This is a genomic window from Rhodobium orientis (genome assembly GCF_003258835.1).
Taxonomy (GTDB): domain Bacteria; phylum Pseudomonadota; class Alphaproteobacteria; order Rhizobiales; family Rhodobiaceae; genus Rhodobium; species Rhodobium orientis.
The window spans coordinates 54,909-71,431 of the sequence record NZ_NPEV01000015.1 but is presented as its reverse complement, the minus strand read 5'-3'; the positions used below and the strand labels follow the sequence as shown (position 1 = coordinate 71,431).

At 65.9% G+C, this 16,523-nt stretch carries 18 protein-coding genes; 9 read left to right on the top strand and 9 right to left on the bottom strand.

What is annotated here, in order from left to right; all coding sequences use genetic code 11:
* The first annotated feature begins 23 nt into the window (after positions 1 to 23).
* The 3 genes from CH339_RS09385 (at position 24) to CH339_RS09375 (ending at position 2,692) form a co-directional block, all read left to right on the top strand.
* Positions 24 to 572 (top strand): NapC/NirT family cytochrome c, encoded by a 549-nt coding sequence (locus CH339_RS09385; protein WP_201240939.1) that lies wholly within the window; start codon positions 24 to 26, stop codon positions 570 to 572.
* Positions 573 to 954: 382 nt separating this feature from the next.
* Positions 955 to 1,785, top strand: coding sequence for an acetylglutamate kinase (gene argB / locus CH339_RS09380; protein WP_111434106.1), 831 nt, complete (start codon positions 955 to 957; stop codon positions 1,783 to 1,785).
* Positions 1,786 to 1,972: 187 nt separating this feature from the next.
* Positions 1,973 to 2,692: a pyrimidine 5'-nucleotidase gene (locus tag CH339_RS09375; RefSeq protein ID WP_244669036.1), complete on the top strand. Its 720-nt coding sequence runs from the start codon at positions 1,973 to 1,975 to the stop codon at positions 2,690 to 2,692.
* Between the two features lie 15 nt (positions 2,693 to 2,707).
* Here CH339_RS09375 and CH339_RS09370 read toward each other — a convergent pair whose 3' ends face one another.
* Complete coding sequence (locus CH339_RS09370; protein ID WP_111434088.1) at positions 2,708 to 3,550, bottom strand: LOG family protein; 843 nt, start codon at positions 3,548 to 3,550, stop codon at positions 2,708 to 2,710.
* 216 nt (positions 3,551 to 3,766) lie between these two features.
* Between CH339_RS09370 and dapD the strand changes: the two genes are divergently transcribed.
* Together dapD and CH339_RS09360 are read left to right on the top strand one after the other, a co-directional pair.
* Entirely contained in the window at positions 3,767 to 4,624 is an 858-nt protein-coding gene (dapD, locus tag CH339_RS09365) for a 2,3,4,5-tetrahydropyridine-2,6-dicarboxylate N-succinyltransferase (RefSeq protein ID WP_111434087.1), read from the top strand.
* A 62-nt stretch (positions 4,625 to 4,686) separates the two neighbouring features.
* On the top strand, positions 4,687 to 5,073 hold the full coding sequence (locus CH339_RS09360) for a DUF805 domain-containing protein (protein ID WP_111434086.1): 387 nt from the start codon (positions 4,687 to 4,689) through the stop codon (positions 5,071 to 5,073).
* An 88-nt stretch (positions 5,074 to 5,161) separates the two neighbouring features.
* On the opposite strand, the gene CH339_RS09355 is transcribed toward CH339_RS09360, so the two are convergent.
* The 4 genes from CH339_RS09355 to CH339_RS09340 all read right to left on the bottom strand — a co-directional run bounded on the left by CH339_RS09355 (position 5,162) and on the right by CH339_RS09340 (position 8,605).
* The gene (locus CH339_RS09355) at positions 5,162 to 5,722 is read right to left on the bottom strand and encodes a copper chaperone PCu(A)C (RefSeq protein WP_111434085.1); all 561 of its coding nucleotides are present in this window, start codon (positions 5,720 to 5,722) and stop codon (positions 5,162 to 5,164) included.
* An 80-nt stretch (positions 5,723 to 5,802) separates the two neighbouring features.
* Positions 5,803 to 6,147, bottom strand: coding sequence for a hypothetical protein (locus CH339_RS09350; protein WP_111434084.1), 345 nt, complete (start codon positions 6,145 to 6,147; stop codon positions 5,803 to 5,805).
* Positions 6,148 to 6,281: 134 nt separating this feature from the next.
* Positions 6,282 to 7,418, bottom strand: coding sequence for a transporter substrate-binding domain-containing protein (locus CH339_RS09345; protein ID WP_201240938.1), 1,137 nt, complete (start codon positions 7,416 to 7,418; stop codon positions 6,282 to 6,284).
* A 113-nt stretch (positions 7,419 to 7,531) separates the two neighbouring features.
* Positions 7,532 to 8,605 (bottom strand): calcium:cation antiporter, encoded by a 1,074-nt coding sequence (locus tag CH339_RS09340; RefSeq protein WP_111434083.1) that lies wholly within the window; start codon positions 8,603 to 8,605, stop codon positions 7,532 to 7,534.
* Positions 8,606 to 8,973: 368 nt separating this feature from the next.
* Between CH339_RS09340 and dapE the strand changes: the two genes are divergently transcribed.
* The 3 genes from dapE (at position 8,974) to CH339_RS09325 (ending at position 12,108) form a co-directional block, all read left to right on the top strand.
* The gene (gene dapE, locus CH339_RS09335) at positions 8,974 to 10,170 is read left to right on the top strand and encodes a succinyl-diaminopimelate desuccinylase (RefSeq protein WP_111434082.1); all 1,197 of its coding nucleotides are present in this window, start codon (positions 8,974 to 8,976) and stop codon (positions 10,168 to 10,170) included.
* A complete protein-coding gene (locus CH339_RS09330; protein ID WP_111434081.1) occupies positions 10,170 to 10,766 on the top strand; it encodes a hypothetical protein in 597 nt (198 codons plus the stop codon). Before dapE ends, CH339_RS09330 begins: the two co-directional genes overlap by 1 nt.
* Before the next feature lie 139 nt (positions 10,767 to 10,905).
* Entirely contained in the window at positions 10,906 to 12,108 is a 1,203-nt protein-coding gene (locus tag CH339_RS09325; RefSeq protein WP_111434080.1) for a lytic murein transglycosylase, read from the top strand.
* A 152-nt stretch (positions 12,109 to 12,260) separates the two neighbouring features.
* Here the strand turns inward: CH339_RS09325 and truA are convergent, their stop codons facing one another.
* From truA to def, 4 genes are all read right to left on the bottom strand, one after another.
* A complete protein-coding gene (gene truA / locus CH339_RS09320; RefSeq protein WP_111434079.1) occupies positions 12,261 to 13,001 on the bottom strand; it encodes a tRNA pseudouridine(38-40) synthase TruA in 741 nt (246 codons plus the stop codon).
* A 7-nt stretch (positions 13,002 to 13,008) separates the two neighbouring features.
* A complete protein-coding gene (locus tag CH339_RS09315) occupies positions 13,009 to 13,560 on the bottom strand; it encodes a GNAT family N-acetyltransferase (protein WP_111434078.1) in 552 nt (183 codons plus the stop codon).
* A gap of 18 nt (positions 13,561 to 13,578) precedes the next feature.
* Positions 13,579 to 14,511, bottom strand: a complete 933-nt coding sequence (gene fmt / locus CH339_RS09310) for a methionyl-tRNA formyltransferase (RefSeq protein ID WP_111434077.1) — start codon at positions 14,509 to 14,511, stop codon at positions 13,579 to 13,581.
* A 182-nt stretch (positions 14,512 to 14,693) separates the two neighbouring features.
* Complete coding sequence (gene def, locus CH339_RS09305) at positions 14,694 to 15,230, bottom strand: peptide deformylase (RefSeq protein ID WP_111434076.1); 537 nt, start codon at positions 15,228 to 15,230, stop codon at positions 14,694 to 14,696.
* Positions 15,231 to 15,331: 101 nt separating this feature from the next.
* Here def and CH339_RS09300 point away from each other — a divergent pair, with 101 nt between their 5' ends.
* Positions 15,332 to 16,507: a DNA recombination protein RmuC gene (locus CH339_RS09300; RefSeq protein WP_111434103.1), complete on the top strand. Its 1,176-nt coding sequence runs from the start codon at positions 15,332 to 15,334 to the stop codon at positions 16,505 to 16,507.
* Positions 16,508 to 16,523 lie beyond the last annotated feature (16 nt).

Here is a 16,523-nt window from a genome sequence, read left to right as displayed (position 1 = left end):
TTCGCCAAGGGTGGAAACGAGACGTGAAGCGTTTTTGGAACTGGGTGAAACGGCCCGCCGTACTCGGCACGCTGTTTCTCGGCACACTCGGCATCTTCGTTGCCATGGTCGGCTTCAGCGCCGCCCTCGACTACACCAACCGCACCGAATTCTGCATTTCCTGCCACGAGATGCGGACCAATTACGAAGAATACAAGCGCAGCTTCCACCACAAGAATATTTCGGGCGTCCATGTCGGCTGCGCCGACTGCCACGTGCCGAAGGACTTTCCGGCGAAATACATCGCCAAGATCGCCGCCTCCAAGGACGTGTTGCACCACCTGCTCGGCACCATCGACACGCCGGAGAAATACGAGGCGCAGCGGCTGGTGATGGCCCAGCGCGTCTGGAGCCATATGGAAAGCCGCAAGTCGAAGAACTGCCGCGGCTGCCACGACTTTGAGTCCATGGAGCTGGAAGAGCAGAGCCGGCGCGCCCGGCGCAAGCACACCGAGGCGGTCGAGACCGGCGACCACTGCATTTCCTGCCACAAGGGCATCGTCCACAAGCTGCCGGCAAACTACGACGGGTAGGATGGCTCCCCTTCCCTAGCGTTCAAACGCCACGCAGGCTTTACGGCGCAACGGCGCCGGCGCGCGTTCGCGCTTGCGGTCCCCGAAGCGTTCCGCCTGCCGGGAACCGAATGGAATTTCGGGCCTCAGACCCCGCTTTCCGCCGTTCGCTGCAGCGCGCCTTGACGGCGGGCGCTTCCGGCGTCTTTTTAGGGGCAAGACAATCCTGTTTGCGTCGCCCACCCTTTCCGGCGCCGCCGAGCCGCCTCGCGCGGCACCGGCATGGCGGCCGAACAGCCCGACAGACCCAGAACGAGGACCGCCAGCCGTGGACACAGTCGAGCTGCCGCAGCTTGAAAGCTTCATCAAACGGGCGCGGACGATTTCCGAGGCGCTGCCGTATATGCAGCGCTATGACGACACCACCGTCGTCGTCAAATATGGCGGCCACGCCATGGGCGATCCGGAAATCTCGCGCACCGTCGCCCGCGACGTCACGCTTTTGAAGCAGGCCGGCGTCAACCCGGTGGTGGTCCATGGCGGTGGGCCGCAGATCGGCAAGATGCTGGAGCGGCTCGGCATCCAGAGCGAGTTCCGCGAAGGCCTCCGGGTTACCGACGAGCCGACCATCGCGGTCGTGGAAATGGTGCTGGCCGGCGGCATCAACAAGGAGATCGTCGCCGCCATCAACGCGGAAGGCGGGCGCGCCATCGGCCTGTGCGGCAAGGACGGCAACATGGTCACGGTGGAAAAGCTGAAGCGGACCGTGCGCGATCCGGAATCGGCGATCGAGCGGATCGTCGACCTCGGCTTCGTCGGCGAGCCCAAGAAGGTGCGCCGGGAGGTCATCGACCTTCTCGCCCGCGGGGAGTTCATCCCGGTGCTGGCCCCGGTCGCCGCCGACGAGGCGGGCGCCACCTACAACGTCAATGCGGATACCTTTGCCGGCGCCATCGCCGGTGCGCTAAGCGCCAAGCGGCTGCTGTTCCTCACCGATGTGCCGGGCGTGCTCGACAAGAACGGCAAGCTGATCCGGGAGCTGAGCGAGGCCGAGGCCAAGGCGCTGATCGCCGACGGGACCATCCATGGCGGCATGATCCCCAAGGTGCAGACCTGCATCGACGCGCTCGACCAGGGCGTCGAGGGCGTCGTCATCCTCAACGGCACGGTGCCACACCCGGTGATCCTGGAAATCTTCACCGAACACGGCGCCGGCACGCTGATCACGAGATAAATTTAGCGTTCAGGCGCCACGCAGGCTTACGGCGCATCGGCGCCGGCGCGCGTTCGCGCTTGCCTGGTCACGATGGCGGCCCATCATGACCAGGATGATCCGCGAGCCGGTTGCCGGAGCCTGTTGCGTTTGCCGCCGGGCGCTATAGGTTCCCGGCAGCAGCCCTTTCCCCGATCAGAGCACCGTCTTGCGCCAGCACCTGCGTTCCCTCGATGCGTTTTGCGACGTCGACACCTGGATCTTCGACCTCGACAACACGCTCTATCCGGAACACATCAACCTCTTTGCCCAGGTCGATGTGCGCATGCGCGATTTCGTGCAGCGGCTGACCGGCTCCGGCCCGGACGAGGCGCATCGGCTGCAGAAGGACTACTACCGGCGCTACGGCACCACCCTGCGCGGCCTGATGCTGGAACACGGCGTCTCGCCGGAGGAATTCCTGAAATACGTCCACGACATCGACCATTCCGCGGTGCAGCCGGACCCGGAGCTGGGCGACGCCATCGACCGGCTGCCGGGCCGCAAGTTCATCATGACCAACGGCACCGTCAGCCACGCGGAAAAGGTGGCGAACCGGCTCGGTATCACCGGCCATTTCGAGGACATCTTCGACATCGTCGCGGCCGACCACCTGCCCAAGCCGCATGCAGAGACCTATGACCGGTTCCTGACCCTCAACAGCATCGATCCGACGAAGGCGGCGATGTTCGAGGATTTGCCGCGCAACCTCACCGTGCCGCACGACCTCGGCATGCGCACCGTGCTCATCGTGCCGCGTGGCACCCGCGAGGTGTTCCGGGAAAGCTGGGAACTGGAAGGCTCGGCCGACCCGCATATCGAGTTCATCGCGGACGGGCTGGCGGAGTTCCTCGGCGAAATCCTGGCTGAGATCGGCCGGCCGGAGTGACGGACGACACCGGCCTCACATGCCGTAGTGATCCTTGATCATCTTCCAGCCGTCCTCGGCCGTCTCGACGTAGGAGAAGAGGTTGAGGTCGCGGGCGGCGATCGTGCCCTCTTCCACCAGCGCCTCGAAATCGATCACCCGGCGCCAGTAGTCCTCGCCGAAGAGCAGGATCGGCATCGGCTCGACCTTGCCGGTCTGGATCAGGCAGAGTGCCTCGAACAGCTCGTCGAAGGTGCCGAAGCCGCCGGGAAAGCAGGCGAGCGCCTTGGCCCGCAGGAGAAAATGCATCTTGCGGACGGCGAAGTAGTGGAACTGGAACGACAGCGCCGGGCTGATATACGCGTTCGGCGCCTGCTCGTGGGGCAGCACGATGTTGAGGCCGATGGAAGGCGCGCCGATTTCCGCCGCGCCGCGGTTGGCGGCCTCCATGATGCCGGGACCGCCGCCGGAGCAGACGACGAATTCGCGCCCGTAATGCTTCATCGATTCCTGGGAGGCGAGCCGGGCCAGCTTGCGGGCCTCGTCGTAATAGCGCTGCTTTGCGGCCAGCTTTTCAAGGACCTCCGGCGCGGCATCGACGATCGGCTCGCCGCCCGGCGGCGCGATGCGGGCCGAGCCGAAGATGACGATGGTCGAATCGATGCCGCGCTCGCGCAGGATGATCTCCGGCTTCAGGAGCTCCAGTTGCAGGCGCATCGGCCGCAGTTCCGGGCGCAGCAGGAAATCCGGATCATCGAAGGCGAGCCGATAGGCGGGCGACAGGGTCTGCGGCGTGTCGGGCGTGCGCTCCCAGGCCTCGCGGTCCTGGACCGCACTCGGAAAGCCCTGGCCGGACCGGCGGCCTTCGCCATCTTGCATCGCGCATCTCCCCTTGTCGCGCCGTCAGACCTCCCGCGGCCCCGGCCCCTTCCGGTAGGCGTTTCGCGGCGCGAGTGCAAGGGCGCGCGCAAGGCTGCCGCATCGAGGGCGACGGGGCCGCATTGCACTCCGCCCCGGCCGCGGCTATCGTCCGCGCTTCAAAACGGACAACCGGGGTGACCCCCGCCCTTTAGAGACGACCGGAGCCCGTACGCAATGAACCACCTCAACACGGACATCGCCGCGCTTGCCGGCATTATCGACGCCGCATTCGACGACCGTGAGACGATCGGCACATCGACCAGGGGCGAGGTGCGCGAGGCCGTCGACACCGCGCTCGACCTCCTCGACAAGGGCCGGATCCGGGTGGCGGAGAAAAAGGACGGCGACTGGGTCGTCAACCAGTGGGCCAAGAAGGCCGTGCTTTTGTCGTTCCGGCTCTATCCGATGGAGGTCATCAAGGGCGGCCCGGGCGATGCCGCCTGGTGGGACAAGGTCCCCTCCAAGTTCGACGGCTGGCGGGCGATGGATTTCGAGAATGCGGGGTTTCGCGCGGTGCCGAACTGCACCGTGCGCCGTTCCGCCTTCGTGGCGCCGGGCGTCGTCCTGATGCCGAGCTTCGTCAATCTCGGCGCCTATGTGGACGAGGGCACCATGGTCGACACCTGGGCGACCGTCGGCTCCTGCGCCCAGATCGGCAAGAACGTGCATCTTTCCGGCGGCGCCGGCATCGGCGGCGTGCTGGAGCCGCTGCAGGCCGGCCCGACCATCATCGAGGACAATTGCTTCATCGGCGCGCGCTCCGAAGTCGTCGAGGGCGTCATCGTCGGCGAGGGCTCGGTCATCTCCATGGGCGTCTTCATCGGCGCCTCGACCAAGATCGTCGACCGCGAGACCGGCGAGGTCCATATGGGCCGGGTGCCGCCCTACTCCGTCGTCGTCTCCGGCTCCATGCCCGGCAAGCCCTTTCCGAACGGCGATCCGGGGCCGAGCCTTTACTGCGCAGTCATCGTCAAGCATGTGGACGAGAAGACGCGCTCCAAGACCTCCATCAACGAGCTCTTGCGCGACTGAATGGCGAACCGAACGACGGAATATTGCGGCCTCAGAAAGCGAATGGCGGCGGAGGCGCGGCCATGAGCACCGGACCCGGCAGCGGCCTGCCGAAGATGCGCGGCGTCCTCTGGCTGTTTTTTGGCATCGACGGGCGGATTTCGCGCGAGCCCTACTGGCTCGGCATTCTCCTGCTCAACATGGTCATGCTGATCCTGCTCGGCACCGCGATGCGCTATCCGGAGACGCAAGCAACGGTCGGCGTCATCCTGCCCTTTGCGGTCATTCCGATGATCTGGGCGGAGATCGCGCTGATGGCCAAGCGCGCGCACGATTACGGGCTGACGGGCTTCGTCGCGCTGCTCGCCTTCGTGCCCTTCGTCAATATCCTGACGGCGATCTTCCTCGGCGTGGTGCCGGGCGAAAAGGGGCCAAACGCCTACGGCAAGCGGGCGAATCTTCCCGACTGAGCCAATGGACGGTGGCTCCTGGCGAAAGGCGCCGCCGTTTTGCGGCGGCGCAAGTCGCACTTGTGTCCGAGATCAGATAAGAGCGCGCCTACTCGCTCTTTTGCATGTCCATGTTGCCGTGGTCGTGCATCATGCCGCCTCCGTCGCCGGCGAGCGAGCGCGCACCGACCTTGGCGACCGGCATCTTGATGGTGACGTCGCCGGCGTTCTTGAAGGTCAGCGTGACGTCGACGGCCTTGCCTTCGGTCAACGGCTCGGTCATTCCCATGAACATGACGTGGTAGCTGCCGGGCTCCAGCGCCACGGTCTCGCCGGGCGGGACCGGCAGGCCGTCTTCCAGGTGGCGCATCTTCATGACGTCGTTGATCACCGACATTTCGTGGATTTCCACCCGCTCGGCGAAGTCGACCGAGCCGGAGACCAGATAGTCGGTCTTGGACCCGTTATTGGTGATCTTAAGGTAGCCGCCGCCGGCGCGGGCGGCGGGCGGCGTGGCGCGGGTCCAGGCGCCGGTCAGTTGCAGATCGCCGATGGTGGCCGAGCCGCCCTCCATCATCATGGCATGGTCGTCGGCATAGGCGGCCGGGGCAAAGGTTGCGGCGGCAAGGCCAAGCGTCGCGGCGGCAAGGATCGCGGAAAGTCGGGGCATCGGGTCTTCTCCTGTTCGTTCAAGGCAGCGGGCAACCGGCGGCCACCATTGGCCGGGCCGGCCCGATCGGTTCACGGGTCTCAGGAGAGGACAGGGGGCGCGCGGATCGAGCGGTGCCGTACCGCCGCCGGATCGGCAGGGTTCGTTTCGGCAGGCGGCGCGGAGGCGAGGTAGCCGATGGTCCGCAAGAGCTCGGCCGGCGCGTCGGGCACGGCCATCGCCTTGGCAACGCCGAGGCAGCAGGTCAGGCAGTCGGTGACGGCGCTGGCGCTGCTGTCGCCGTCGATCCTGTGGCCGTCCGGATGCAGGCAGGTGACCAGCCTGAAGCCGCCCGTACCGTCATGGAAAACGATCTCGACGCCGCCGGCAAAGGAGACGTTGACGACGAACATCAACAGCGAGAGCGCGGCCAGCGGGCCCCGCAATTCCCGCAATGCACGGAACAGGTTAATAGGCGTTCCTTGCCGGTGTGATGCCGCAGTCGTCATGCGGCCTTACATAGCATGTCTGGCGGCGCCGTAAACGACCGGCTTGCGAGCCGTTCCGCACCGCCCGCCGATCACCGCTCGTCGCCGAAATACTGCTTTTCGAGCTGGTCGACGAAACCGTCTTCCTGGAGCTTCAGCAAGGTCACCGTCACCGGGAAGATCAGCGAGCTATCCTTGTAGGGCAAGGCGTAGCCGAACTTGTCCGGATGGAAGATGCGGCCGACGACGTCGAGGCCGTGGCCCGGATTCTGGCGCTTGTAGTATTCCAGCACGGCGGCATCGGCGACGATGGCGTCGACGTCGTTTGCGCGCAGCGCTTCGACCGCGGCATCGACATCGTCATAGCCGCGCGTGTCGATGCCCTCGTTGCGCATCACCTCCTCGCCGATGCTGCCGGTGAAGACGGCGATGGGGTGACCGTTGAGATCGTCCGGGCCGGTGATGCCGCCCTCGATGGCGAGGCTGGTCATGACGCTGGTGACCGAGGAGGTGATGTAGGCAAAGACGGCGATGCCGATCACAAGCCAGAAGGCGGAAAAGATCTTGCCCATCCACCCGAACAGGCTGGAGCGGCTCGGCAAGGACCCCTTGGTGACGACCAGCATGACGGAATAGAAGCTCGCCGCGACGCCCTCACGCCAGCTCTTGGTAAAGTTCTTGTCGAAACGGCGGTCGAAGAGGGTGAGGCCGATGGTCGACAGGATGATGATGAGGACCAGCCAACCATAGGATTTCAGGTAGCCGGCATCGGCAAGGCCGGTCCAGATATCGCCAAACGAGGTGGTGCCGCTCTCGTCGACCATCACCCTGAGGCCGGCATCGAACCAGGGCTGGGTGAAATCGACGTGCTTGGCGCGGTCCTCGGTGATCGATATGCCGCCGACGGCAACGTCGATCTCGCCGGTCTCGGCCGCCTTCAGGAGTTCCGGAATATGCGGGTATTCGGCATAGGTCACCGTGTAGCCGAGCTCTTCGGCGATCTTTTCCCAGAGCTGGACCGCCATGCCGCCGAGCTTGCCCTCGCCGTCGCGCATGACGAAGGGCGCGCTGACGCGGTAGCCGACGCGGACTTCCTTGCCCGCTTCCGGCGCGACGGCGGTCGCATCACCGCTGTCCTGGGCGCGGACCCCAGTGCCGGCAAAGGCGATCGCCAACCCCATGGCGAGCGCGGCGAGGAGCCCGAAATGTCGGGAAAAAGAAACGGTCATGCGATGCCCCCTGGCCTTGACTCGAATTCCTGTCGCACCGGCATCCGTGCGACGCGCAAAATATGCCGACACCCTATCGCCAAGGCCTCAACAAACGGTTTCGAAAGGCGTTTTCAGTTCTGGAAGAGGAGAAACAGGAAGGCCAGGAACAGCAGCAGATGGACGGCGCCCTGCAGAAGGTTGGTGCGGCCGCTGGAAAAGGTGATGACGTTGACCGCCAGCACCAGGAGCAGCATCACCATCTCCGTCGACTGCAGGCCGAGCACCAGATCGAGGCCGATCAGGTTGGACACCACCAGCATGATCGGAACGGTCAGACCGATGGTCGCCAGCACCGAGCCGAGGAAGACGTTGACCGAGATCTGCAAACGGTTGCGGAGCGCCGCCTTGACGCCGCCGATGGCCTCCGGTGTGGTGACCAGGATGGCGACGATGACGCCGCCGATGATGTGCGGCGCGCCGGCGGTCTCGATCACGTAGTCGATCGGCCGGGCAAGCTGTTCGACGAGGAAGACGACTGGCACGACATAGGCGAGCAGCAGGATGACGTGCGGCAGCAGCGGCGGCGACACATGTCCCTCGGCGCCGTGGCCGTCGCCGTCGGGCTCCGGCTGGGCGAAATAATCCCGGTGCCTGCCGGTCTGGATAAAGAGAAAGACAATGTAAAGCCCGGCGGCCATGGCGCCGACCATGAGCTGCTGCGCGGGCGTCAGGGTCGGGCCGGAGGTGGAGCGGGTGAAGTCCGGCAGGACGAGGCTGAAGACGGCCAGCGGCACGATCAGCCCGAGATAGGCGTTGGCGCCCTGCAGGCTGAAGCTCTGTTCGCGGTGGCGGATGGCGCCGAGAAGCAGGGAGATGCCGACCATGCCGGCCATGAAGATCATGGTGACCGAAAAGAGGGTGTCGCGGACGAGGGTCGGATTGTTGTCGCCATGCATCATCACCGCAGTGATGCTCATGACCTCGATGGCAGCGATGGCGAGGGTCAGCACCAGCGTGCCGTAGGGCTCGCCGAGCCGCTCCGAGACATGCTCGGCGTGGCGGACGACGCCGAGGGCGGAGCCGAGGACGACGGCGAACAGCCAGGCCGAGAGGGCGAAGAGGGAAGCAGGATCGGACAGGTCGGGAAAGAGGGTTTCGCCATAGACGAGGAAGATGCCGCAGGTGATGGCCGCCGCCCCCAGCATCCATTCGCGGGCGATCGCCGACCCCCACCGCGTGCCGGGCGCTGGCGCAGCAGTCTCGTTCGTCGTCTCGTCCAAAAGGCGGTCCCCCTAGCAAAGCGCCCGCGGCGGTTAGCGGGCCGCGCAAGGTCAACCGGCGAATTGAACCGCGAAAAGACGAACAATTCGTGCACCTGCAAGATGTACCGACCCCGAAAAAGCGGGGGAGAAACCACGGCAAAGGCCGTGCACAAAGGTGATCGGGCGGCAATGACGGCCTGGCCAGACGTTTTGCCGCCGCAGGACTGGCCGCAGCTTGCAGCGGAATCGCTTCAATATCGGGGCCAAGTGCTCTAAATGCTCATCTGCTGAAAAAAGACCGACGAGCCTTCATGACCGATACCGCCGCACCGACGACCGACCCGATCCGCCTTGCCCGCGACTTGCTGGCCTGCCCGTCAGTCACGCCCGAGGAGGGCGGCGCGCTTGCCTATCTGGACGACGTGCTGTCGGCAGCCGGCTTCGAGGTCCACCGGATGGTGTTTTCCGAAGAGGGCACGCCGGACGTGGAAAACCTCTATGCGCGGATCGGCAGCGGCACGCCGCACCTCACCTTCGCCGGTCACACCGACGTGGTACCGGTCGGCGATGCGGCGCACTGGAGCCACGATCCGTTCGCTGGAACGATCGTCGACGGCGTGCTGTTCGGGCGCGGTGCCGTCGACATGAAGGGCGGCATCGCCGCGTTCCTGGCCGCCGCCCTTCGGTTCCTGGAGCGGACCGGCGACAGCTTTGCCGGCTCGATCTCGTTTCTCATCACCGGCGACGAGGAAGGCCCGGCCGTCAACGGTACGCGCAAGCTTCTCGACTGGTGCACGGCGCGCGGCGAGGCCTTCGATGCGGCCATCGTCGGCGAGCCGACCAATCCGCAAACGCTCGGCGATGCCATCAAGATCGGCCGACGCGGCAGCCTGTCGGCGACGCTGACGGTGACGGGCACGCAGGGCCATGCCGCCTACCAGCATCTCGCCGACAATCCGATCCCCGGCATCGTCCGCCTTGTCGACGCGCTGATCGGCGAGCCGCTCGACGGCGGCACGGAACATTTCCAGCCCTCGAACCTGGAGGTTACCTCCATCGACGTCGGCAATTCCGCGTTCAACGTCATTCCGGCCAGGGCGACGGCGCGCTTCAACATCCGCTTCAACGACACCTGGACGGCCGAGCACCTGAAAGCCTGGTTGTCCGAAAAACTCGATGCGGCGGCCGGCAACAGCATCCGCTATGACCTTGTCTTCGAGCCGGCCGTCAGCGACGTCTTTCGGACCGAGGCAACGGACCTCATCCGCACCCTGTCCGATGCGATTGCCGAGGTTACCGGCCGGCGGCCGGAACTTTCCACCAATGGCGGCACGTCGGACGCCCGCTTCATCAAGGATGTCTGCCCGGTGGTGGAGTTCGGCCTTGTCGGCCAGACCATGCACCAGGTCGACGAGCGCGTGCCGACCGCCGACCTCGACCGGCTGTCGGCGATCTACGAGCGCTTCCTTGACGGCTTCTTTGCCACGGCGAACGGAAACGGGCGTTGATGCTGACGCTTGAGGAGATTGCCCGCTCGCTGACCGGCGCCTGGCTTCTGATGAAGGGCAAGGAGGCCGGCATGCGGGCCTTCGACGTCAGCATCGACGGGTTCTGGCGCTCCTTCGGCGCGATCCTCCTGATGCTGCCGCTCTATCTCCCGACGCTGCTCGCCCAGCGCGCCGTCAGCATCGAGATGCTGCCGGTGACGGCGGCGGACTTTCCCGACGGCCTGTTCTTTACCGTCAGCGCGCTCGGCATCGCCGTCGACTGGATCGCCTTTCCGCTCGTCGCGGCTGCGATCGCCGGACCGCTCGGCTTTTCCCAGCGCTACATCCCGCTGATCGTCGCCCGCAACTGGACCAGCGTCATCGCCCTTGTCCCTTACGCGCTGCCGCAGATCCTCTACGCGCTCGGCATTGCGTCCGGCCAGATGATGATGCTTTTGACGCTGATCGCCGTCGGCATCGTGCTGCGCTATCGCTATGTGGTGACGAAGGCGGCGCTGGGCGGGCAGACCTCTGTCGTCGTCGGCCTCGTCGCCCTCGACTTCGTGCTCGGCCTCTTCCTCAGCGAGCTGATCGGCCAGATGGTCGGCATTACCTGACCGCGCCGACACCGTTCCATACACACGGGAATGTGAATGGCCGCACACGGCCGCAACCGCGCGCCATCGCGCCTGCCCCTTTACCTGCCTCAAAGCGATGCCATAGTCGGACAAATACGGATGATTCGCGGAGAAGGGGATGCCCGGCCGACCGACAACCCGACGCACCAGCCTGACGCTTGCCCTCGCCCTGGCCGTACTGGCCGTGGCGCGGCCGGCCGCGGCCTCGTTTGAGAGCTGCGTCGCCGGGCTGAAGCGCGACGCCATTCGCGCCGGGGTCAGTCCTTCGGTCGCCTCCACGGCGCTCGACGGCGCCCGCTACGACGAAAAGGCCGTGCGGTTCTCCGGCAAGCAGCCGGAACACAAGACGCCGATCTGGGACTACATGGCCTTCCTCGTCGACGAACAGCGGATCCGCGACGGCAAGGCGATGATGCGCAAATACGACCGGGTGCTGCGCGGCGTTGAGCGGCGCTACGGCGTCGACCGCCACGTGGTCGCCGCGGTCTGGGGCATCGAAAGCAATTACGGCCGCGACCAGGGCGACTTCTACATCCCGCATGCGCTGGCCAGCCTCACCTGCGTCGGCGGCCGGCGCCAGAAGTTCTTCCGCCAGCAGCTCATTGCGGCACTGAAGCTTGCCAGCGACGATCACCTGCGCCCCGACCAGCTCTACGGCTCCTGGGCCGGCGCCTTCGGCCAGACCCAGTTCATCCCGACCACCTACAAACGGCTCGCCGTCGACGGCGACGGCGACGGCCGGCGCGACCTCATCAACTCCGTGCCCGACGCGCTCGCCTCGACCGCGAACTTCCTCAGGAAGGCTGGCTGGCGGCCGGGCGAATCCTTCCTCTGGGAGGTGAAGCTGCCGAACGGCTATCGCGGCCCCTCGGGTCGCAAGCGCACGGCCTCCATCGCCACCTGGCGCAAGCGCGGCCTCACCAAGGTCGACGGCCGCCCGCTCGGCAATGGCGGCAACGCGGGGCTGCTGCTTCCCGCCGGAAAGCGCGGGCCGGCGTTCCTCGTCTTCCGCAACTTCAACGCCATTTATTCCTATAACCTCGCCGAATCCTACGCCCTTGCCATCTCGCACCTCGCCGACCGGCTGGCCGGCTACGGGCCGATCCAGACACCGTGGCCGACCAATGACGGGGGTCTGTCACGGGCGGAACGGCTGGAGCTGCAGAAGCTCCTCAACCGCGCCGGCTTCAATGTCGGGGAACCCGATGGCAAGGTCGGCCAGGGAACCCGCGCCGGCATCAAGCGGGCGGAGGCGCATTACGGCATGGAGGTCACCGGCCGGGCCGGGCGGGAGATCTATCGAAGGTTGGGCGGGCGGTAGGACAAGCCCGTGCAATTCCTCGCATGGAGCCTCTGGATTGCCGCGTCGGCCTGTCGGCCTCCTCGCAATGACGTTGAAAATAAAAACAAAACTGTCATTGCGAGCAAAGCGAAGCAATCCAGAGCGGCCGTCCCCTCACGCAGAAGCACCCTCTACCCATAGTCCACAGCCGTCAGAAACAGCCCGTCCGGCGGGGCGACGGGGCCGCAGCGGGTACGGTCGCGGGCTTCCAGGGCCGCGCGCATGTCGTCCGGCGACCAGCGCCCGGTGCCGACCTCGGCCAGCGAGCCGGCCATGGAGCGGACCTGGTTGTGCATGAAGGAGCGGGCCGAGGCACGGATTTCTAACCCCTCGCCGAACCGCTCGACGCTGAGCACGTCGAGCGTCTTCACCGGGCTCTTGGCCTGGCATTCGCTGGAGCGAAACGTCGTGAAGTCATGCAGGCCGACGAGGTGCTGGGCCGCCTCGTGCATGCGTGCCGCGTCGAGCGGCTTTGCCACCTGCCAGGCGCGGCCGCGTTCCACGGTGAGCGGCGCGCGGCGGTTGACGATGCGGTAGAGATAGTGCCGGGCGGTCGCGGAAAACCGTGCGTCGAAATCGTCGGCGACGTTTTCCGCCGACAGCACCGCGATCGGGTGCGGCCGCAGATGGGCGTTGAGGGCGTCGCGCACGGTATCGCTCGGCCAGTCCTTCGACAGATCGATATGGGCGACCTGGCCGAGGGCGTGGACGCCGGCATCGGTGCGCCCGGCGCCGCCGACGGTGACCGCCTCGCCGCAAAAGCCGGCGACGGCCGCCTCCAGCGCCTCCTGGACGCTCACGCCGTTCTTTTGCCGCTGCCAGCCGACGAAGGGTCCGCCGTCATATTCGACGGTCAGCTTGTAGCGTGGCATGATCCGATTATCTCGAGGCTTCGCCGGCGGGAATGAAGCGTTCGAAGCCGCGACTGTAGGTGACGTTGCCGGCCTTGTCGGCGAGGCTGCGGGACTTCAGGGCCAGCACCATATGGGCCTCGCCGGCCTCCTTCGACCACGGGCAGCGGAACGCCTTGGCGTCTTCTGAGGAAAAGCCGAAGCGCCGGTAGTAACTGGGGTGGCCGATGACGAAGACGATGTCCTCGCCCTTTGCGGCGAGGCGGCCGAGCCCCTGTTCGACGAGCGCGGCGCCGATGCCGCGCCGGCGATAGGCCTCGGCGACGGCGAGCGGCGCAAGCGTCACGGCAGGAACGGGCCCTTGCAGGGTGTCGATGACGACGCGCGAGAACAGGACGTAGCCGACGATGTCGCCGTCCGCCTCGGCGACGAGGCCGACGAGGACGTCACCGTCGCGGTGCAGGTCCTCGGTGAGCTGGGCGTCGTCGATCTTGCCGAAGGCATCGCACAAAAGGCGGACCACGGACGAGCGCTCGGCGATGTGCTCCTCGCGAACGATCAGGTCGGCGGGTTCGGTCATGACGGCCCCCTCCGTCTGTTACCGGAGCACGGAGCCGACCGTCAGACCGGCACCGCGCAGGAAGGCCTCTGCAGACATCGCCGCCTTGCCGGCGCGCTGAACCTCCAGCAGCCGGATGGCTCCGTCACCGCAGGCGATTGTCAGTGCGTCGTCGAGCAGCGTTCCGGGTACTCCTGTCCCCTCGGCGGGCTCGGTGCGCAGAACCTTGATCCGCTCCGTCTTGCCGCCGCGGGCCATCTCGCACCAGGCACCCGGGAATGGCGAGAGGCCACGGACGTGATCATGCAACTCATCGGCGGTCCGCGTCCAGTGTATACGTGTCTCGGCCTTGTCGATTTTTTTCGCGTAGGTGACGCCGTCCCCCGATTGCGGGGTGCAGGACAGGGCGTCGCGCTCCAGCGCGGCAAGCGCCCGGACCATCAGGTCACCGCCGAGCCGCGCGAGCCGGTCGTGCAGTTGGCCTGCGGTCATTTCCCGTGTGATCGCAACCTCTTCGGACATGCAGACCGGGCCGGTGTCGAGCCCCTCCTCCATGCGCATGACCATGACGCCGGTGGCCTCGTCGCCGGCCATGATCGCCCGGTTGATGGGCGCGGCGCCGCGCCAGCGCGGCAGCAGCGAGGCATGCAGGTTGAGGCAGCCATGGGCCGGGGCCTCGAGCACGGGCGCCGGCAGAATCAGTCCGTAGGCGACGACCACGGCGGCGTCCACGCCGAGTTCGGCAAAGCGCGCCTGCTCGTCCGCGTCGCGCAGGGTCTTGGGCGTGCGGACCGGAATGCCGAAGGCCTCGGCCTTTTCGTGTACCGGGGATTTACGTTCGTCCATGCCGCGACCGGCCGGCCGCGGAGCGCGCGTGTAGACGGCGGCGATCTCGTGGCCCTGGCCGAGGATTTCCACCAGCGTCGGCACGGAAAAATCCGGCGTTCCCATGAAGGCGATCTTGAGGGGCATGGCTGGCAGCGCGCCTTCCCGGCGGTTCGTGGTCGGTCAGGCCGGTTTATCAAACGGGTCGACGAGAGCAAGCCCGAGCCCCTCGAAATCACCGAGGTTTCGTGTCGCAACGGCAAAGCCGGTGTGGCGGGCAATGGCCATCACCATCACAGCCAAACAGTATGTTCAGTGAACCGGGAGCCTTACGCCGCGCCGACCTTTTCGAACTTGACGTCCTGGCGGGCGTATTTCTTGAACTTCTTGACGACCCGGTCGCGCTTCAGCTTCGACAGGTAGTCGATGAAGAGGCCACCATCGAGATGGTCGATCTCGTGCTGGATGCAGACCGCAAGAACGCCGTCGGCCTCGATCTCCTGCCAGGTGTTGTCATAGCCGAGGAACCTGACCCGGATGCGGTCCGGGCGCTCGACATCCTCGTAATAGTCCGGGATCGACAGGCAACCTTCCTGGTAGACCTTGGTCTCCTCGGACTTCCAGAGGATTTCCGGGTTGGCGAGGCAGATCGGGTTCTCCTCCTCGTCCTTTCCGGCGACGTCGACGACGATCACCCGCTTCGGCACGGCGACCTGGATCGCGGCAAGGCCGATGCCCGGCGCGTCGTACATCGTCTCCAGCATGTCGTCCATGAGCTGGCGAATGGTGTCGTCGACCTCTTTCACCGGTTCGCAAACCAGCCGGAGGCGGGGATCGGGCAGGGTTATGATATCGAGCTTGGCCATGGGGTTAGAAATAGGCAATCCGTTTTTAATGGTCAACTTTGTACGCGCGAATGCACGCGTTGGATGTCGAACGCCGCCCCGAATCGTTCTATCTTTGTTTCATGAACGAGACCTTGTTGCTTATCGGGGACCGCGCCGTCTCCACCGGCGAGGCGGTTATCGCCGTTGCCGGCCTCTTCTTCCTCATCCTCCTGGTCATGACCGTGGCGCTTTGGCGCAATGCGAGGGCCCGGGCCGAGGCGGAAGCGGCCGCGGCGGAGCGTGGCCACGAGATGGAAGCGCGCATCGCCGATCTTCTGAAGACCCAGTCGGAAATGACCGGGCGCATGCAGACCATGGCCGAGGTGTTCGGCTCGCGCCAGTCGGACCTGACGCGGGCGCTGGCAGAGCGGCTCGACGGCCTCGGCCACCGGCTCGGCCAGTCGATGTCGCAGAGCTCCAAGGACACGCAAACCAACCTCAGCCAGCTCAACGAGCGGCTGGCGCTGATCGACCGGGCGCAGAAGTCGATCCAGGACCTGACCGGCCAGGTCTCCGGCCTGCAGCAGGTGCTCGCCAACAAGCAGACCCGCGGAGCCTTCGGCCAGGGGCGCATGGAGGCGATCATCTCCGACGGCCTGCCGGCCGGCAGCTACACGCTGCAGGCAACGCTGAGCACCGGTACGCGGCCCGACTGCCTGATCCACATGCCGAATGAGGCGCCGGGCCTCGTCGTCGACGCCAAGTTCCCGCTGGAAGGCTTCACCCGGTTCCGCGAGGCGGAAACGCCGGAACGGGCACAGCAGGCGGCACAGCAGGTGCGGCGCGACATCTCAAAGCACGTGCAGGATATTTCCGAGCGCTACTTCATTCCCGGCGAGACCCAGGACACCGCGTTCTTGTTCGTGCCGTCGGAGGCGATCTTTGCCGATCTGCACGAGCATTTCGACGACATCGTCCAGAAGGCGCACCGGGCGCGGGTCGTCATCGTCTCCCCTGCCCTGCTCGTCCTTTCCATCCAGATCGTGCAGACGGTGCTGCGCGACGTGCGCATGCGCGAGGAGGCCCTCGTCATCCAGCGCGAGGTCGCCCATCTTGCCGACGACACCAACCGGCTGCGCGACCGGGTCCTGAAGCTGCAGAACCATTTCGGCCAGGCAACAAAGGACGTGGAGCAGATCCTCATTTCCAGCGACAAGATCATCAAGCGTGGCGGCAAGATCGAGGCACTGGAATTCGACGATGTGCCGCGGGACGGCGAGACCGGCCGCAGCTCTTCGCAAAACGCTGCCGAGTAGACAGGAATTCTCTCCA

Bases quoted from the DNA above. Each gene is read 5' to 3' on its own strand.
- argB (WP_111434106.1), top strand. From the start codon at position 955: ATGCAGCGCTATGACGACACCACCGTCGTCGTCAAATATGGCGGCCAC.
- CH339_RS09370 (WP_111434088.1), bottom strand. From the start codon at position 3,550: ATGCAAGATGGCGAAGGCCGCCGGTCCGGCCAGGGCTTTCCGAGTGCG.
- dapD (WP_111434087.1), top strand. From the start codon at position 3,767: ATGAACCACCTCAACACGGACATCGCCGCGCTTGCCGGCATTATCGAC.
- CH339_RS09360 (WP_111434086.1), top strand. From the start codon at position 4,687: ATGAGCACCGGACCCGGCAGCGGCCTGCCGAAGATGCGCGGCGTCCTC.
- CH339_RS09355 (WP_111434085.1), bottom strand. From the start codon at position 5,722: ATGCCCCGACTTTCCGCGATCCTTGCCGCCGCGACGCTTGGCCTTGCC.
- CH339_RS09345 (WP_201240938.1), bottom strand. From the start codon at position 7,418: ATGACCGTTTCTTTTTCCCGACATTTCGGGCTCCTCGCCGCGCTCGCC.
- CH339_RS09340 (WP_111434083.1), bottom strand. From the start codon at position 8,605: ATGCTGGGGGCGGCGGCCATCACCTGCGGCATCTTCCTCGTCTATGGC.
- dapE (WP_111434082.1), top strand. From the start codon at position 8,974: ATGACCGATACCGCCGCACCGACGACCGACCCGATCCGCCTTGCCCGC.
- CH339_RS09330 (WP_111434081.1), top strand. From the start codon at position 10,170: ATGCTGACGCTTGAGGAGATTGCCCGCTCGCTGACCGGCGCCTGGCTT.
- CH339_RS09325 (WP_111434080.1), top strand. From the start codon at position 10,906: ATGCCCGGCCGACCGACAACCCGACGCACCAGCCTGACGCTTGCCCTC.
- truA (WP_111434079.1), bottom strand. From the start codon at position 13,001: ATGCCACGCTACAAGCTGACCGTCGAATATGACGGCGGACCCTTCGTC.
- CH339_RS09315 (WP_111434078.1), bottom strand. From the start codon at position 13,560: ATGACCGAACCCGCCGACCTGATCGTTCGCGAGGAGCACATCGCCGAG.
- fmt (WP_111434077.1), bottom strand. From the start codon at position 14,511: ATGCCCCTCAAGATCGCCTTCATGGGAACGCCGGATTTTTCCGTGCCG.
- def (WP_111434076.1), bottom strand. From the start codon at position 15,230: ATGGCCAAGCTCGATATCATAACCCTGCCCGATCCCCGCCTCCGGCTG.
- CH339_RS09300 (WP_111434103.1), top strand. From the start codon at position 15,332: ATGAACGAGACCTTGTTGCTTATCGGGGACCGCGCCGTCTCCACCGGC.